At 75.5% G+C, this 3,351-nt stretch carries 2 protein-coding genes; both read left to right on the forward strand.

What is annotated here, in order from left to right; all coding sequences use genetic code 11:
- Nucleotides 1-79: 79 nt before the first annotated feature.
- Nucleotides 80-1,012, forward strand: coding sequence for an ROK family protein (locus ACFE60_RS18375; RefSeq protein ID WP_375390296.1), 933 nt, complete (start codon nucleotides 80-82; stop codon nucleotides 1,010-1,012).
- The coding region (locus ACFE60_RS18380; protein WP_375390297.1) for an alpha-mannosidase at nucleotides 1,009-3,351 on the forward strand (2,343 nt) is incomplete at its 3' end. The genes ACFE60_RS18375 and ACFE60_RS18380, both read left to right, overlap by 4 nt.

The raw sequence follows: 3,351 nt of genomic DNA on the forward strand, positions 1-3,351 counted from the left end.
TGCGCCGGCGGGTAGCCGACGCGGGGAGGCGGCGTCGAGCGGTGCCGATCACCCAGCGGGGCCCTGGTAGATCTGGGACATGGCTGAGCCGCTGGCGCTCGCGCTCGACATCGGCGCGACGAAGCTCGCCGTCGCGCTCATCGGGCCCGACGGCCTGGTCGTCCGCGGCGACCGCGCGCCCACCCGACGCGACGAGGGGCCGCAGGCGGTCCTCGACCGGCTGCTCGACCTGGCGCAGCGCGTGCGCGGCGACGCGGCGATCACCGCGGCGGGCGTGGCGTGCGGGGGCCCGCTCGACGCCCGGGCCGGCGTGCTGCTCGGCCCCCTCCACCTGCCCGGCTGGGACCACGTCGAGATCGTGCGCCTGGTCGAGGACCGGTTCGGCGTGCCCGCCGTGCTCGCGAACGACGCCTCGGCCGGCGCCTGGGGCGAGTTCCGCGCGGGCGCCGCGAAGGGCGCGGGCTCCGCGGTGTACCTGACGATCTCGAGCGGGCTGGGCGGCGGCGCCGTGCTCGACGGCCGGCTGCTCGTCGGCGCGACGACGAACGGCGGCGAGCTCGGCCACGTGTGCGTGCGGCCGGGCGGCCGCCGGTGCACCTGCGGCCGACTCGGCTGCGCGGAGGCGTACGCCTCCGGCACCCAGCTGGTCGAGCGGGCGCGGGAGGCGATGGCCGACGGCCGCGCCTCCGCCCTCGCGGACGTCGACGACCTCGACGCGGAGGCGATCGTGCGGCTCGCGGCCGACGACGACCTCGCGGGCGAGCTGTGGGCGGAGGCGCTGACCTGCCTCGGGCAGCTGGCGACGGACCTCGTGAACGTCTTCGAGCCCGAGGTGCTGGTGCTCGGCGGCGGGCTGGCCGAGCAGGAGGCGCTGCCCGCCGCGGTCCGCACCGCGGTGACCCTGAACGCGATGGTCCCGATCCGCCGGACCGTGCGCGTGGAGCGGGCGGCGCTCGGCGGCACCGCACCGGCGGTCGGGGCGGGCCTGCTCGCCCTGGAGCGCGTCGCATGAGCGACGAACGGCCCGACGGCGAGGCCCCGCTCGCGAACGCCCCGCAGGACTTCGAGCCGGCCGAGGCGCCCTTCGTGCCGCGACCGGGCGCCTCCCCGGACCGCGTGGTGCACATGATCGGCAACGCGCACCTCGACGTCGTGTGGCTGTGGCCGTGGCAGGAGGGGTACCAGGAGGCGCGCGCGACGTTCCGCAGCGTGCTCGACCGGCTGGACGAGTACCCCGACTTCGTGTTCACCTGCGACCAGGTGGTGCTGCTCGCCTGGGTGGAGGAGCAGGATCCCGCGCTGTTCGAGCGGATCCGCGCCCGGGTGGCCGAGGGACGGTGGGTGAACACCGGCGGCTGGTGGGTCGAGCCGGACTGCAACCTGCCGGTCGGGGAGTCGTTCGTGCGCCAGGGGCTGTACGGGCAGCGGTTCCTGCGCGACCGGTTCGGCCGGCAGGCGACCGTGGCGATGAACGTCGACCCGTTCGGGCACGCGGCGACGCTGCCGCAGGTGCTCGCGGGCCAGGGCATGTCCGCCTACTGCTTCCTGCGCCCGATGGCGCACGAGAAGGCGCTGCCGAGCGCGCTGTTCCGGTGGCGGGGGCCCGACGGCACCGAGGTGCTGGCGTTCCGCATCCCGTTCGAGTACCAGTCGAGCCGCGAGACCGTCGACCGGCACATCGAGAAGTCCCTCGCCGAGCACGACGAGCGACTGCCCGAGACGATGGTGTTCTTCGGCGTCGGCAACCACGGCGGCGGCCCGACGATCCAGCAGATCGAGACGGTGCACCGCTTCGACCGGATCGGGTCGTTCGGGGCGCTGCCGCTCTCCAGCCCGGAGGCGTACTTCGATCGCGTGCGCGAGCTGGGGCTCGACCTGCCGGTCGTCGAGGGGGAGCTGCAGCACCACGCGCCGGGCTGCTACTCCGCCCACTCCGGCATCAAGCGCTGGCAGCGCCGCGCGCAGAGCACGGTCCTGGTCGCCGAGCGCTGGGCGGCGATCGCCGCGCTGGACCGGGGCGACCGGTACCCGAGGGAGGACCTCGAGCGCGCCTGGAAGCAGGTGCTGCTGAACCAGGCGCACGACATCCTGCCGGGCTCCGCGATCGAGGCGGCGTTCGTCGACGCGCGCGACCAGCTGGGCGAGGCGATCGCGACGGCGAAGCGCATCACGGCCCGCGCGCACAACCGGATCGCCGCCGCGATGGACGTGCCGCTCGACCCGGCCACGCTGCCGGTGCTCGTCTTCAACCACCACCCGTGGCCCGTGTCGACGACGGTCGAGGTGCACCTCGGCTTCGGCATGGAGGTGGACGCGCAGCGGGTGACCGCGGCCGACGGCACGCCGACGCCGAGCCAGTCGATCTCCTCCCGGTCCCAGATGGGTCGCGGCGCCGGCGCGGCGGTCGCGTTCCGGGTCGACCTGCCGCCGCTCGGCGTCGCCCGCTACGCGCTGCACCTCGCCGACGGCGGGGCGCTGCACGCCTCCGCGGTCGCGAACCCCGCGCACCTGCCGGCCGTCGAGGGGCCGGAACCGCCGCGGACCACCGGGCCGTCCCTCCTGACGCGCTGCGGGCACGAGACCGTGCTGGAGAACGCGGTGCTGCGCGTCGTCGTCGACCACGGCACCGGCTGGCTCACCTCCCTGCTCGACAAGCGCAGCGGGGTCGACCTGCTGGACGGCGCGCGCGGCCCGCACCTGCAGGTGTGCCGGGACCCGACCGACACCTGGGGGCACCGGGTCGTCAGCTACGCGTGGCCGGGCGTCGAGATGCCGGTCACCCGGGTGCTCGTGCGCGAGGACGGGCCCCTGCGCGCGCAGCTGCGGATCGAGCGCCGCTGGAACGCCTCGACGCTGTCGGACGACCTCGTGCTCGAGGCCGGCAGCGACGTGCTGGAGGTGCGGGTCGAGCTCGACTGGCGCGAGCGGATGCACCTGCTGAAGTGGCGGGTGCCCGTCGGGCTCGAGGCGCCGACGGGCCGGGTCGAGGTGCCGTTCGGCTCCGTCGAGCGGGCCGTGTCCGGGGCGGAGGAGCCGGGGCAGTCGTGGATCGACCTGTCGACCGCCGACGCCGGTCTGGCCGTGATCAACGACGCGAAGCACGGCTACGACCTGTCGCCCGCCTCCGCCGACGCGAGCGCGAGCATCGGCGTCACCGCGGTGCGCAGCCCGCCGTACGCGTGGCACGACCCGAGCACGCTCGACCCGGACGGCGCCTACGCGTTCCAGGACCAGGGGCTGCAGCGCTTCACCGTGCTGCTCGCGCCGCACGGCCCCGTGGACGTGCCCGACCTGCACCGCCGAGCCGCGCAGCTGTCGATGCGGCCCCGCGCGATGCTCGAGAGCTTCCAC

It is taken from the genome of uncultured Amnibacterium sp. (assembly GCF_964245895.1).
In the GTDB taxonomy this organism is placed as follows: domain Bacteria; phylum Actinomycetota; class Actinomycetes; order Actinomycetales; family Microbacteriaceae; genus Amnibacterium.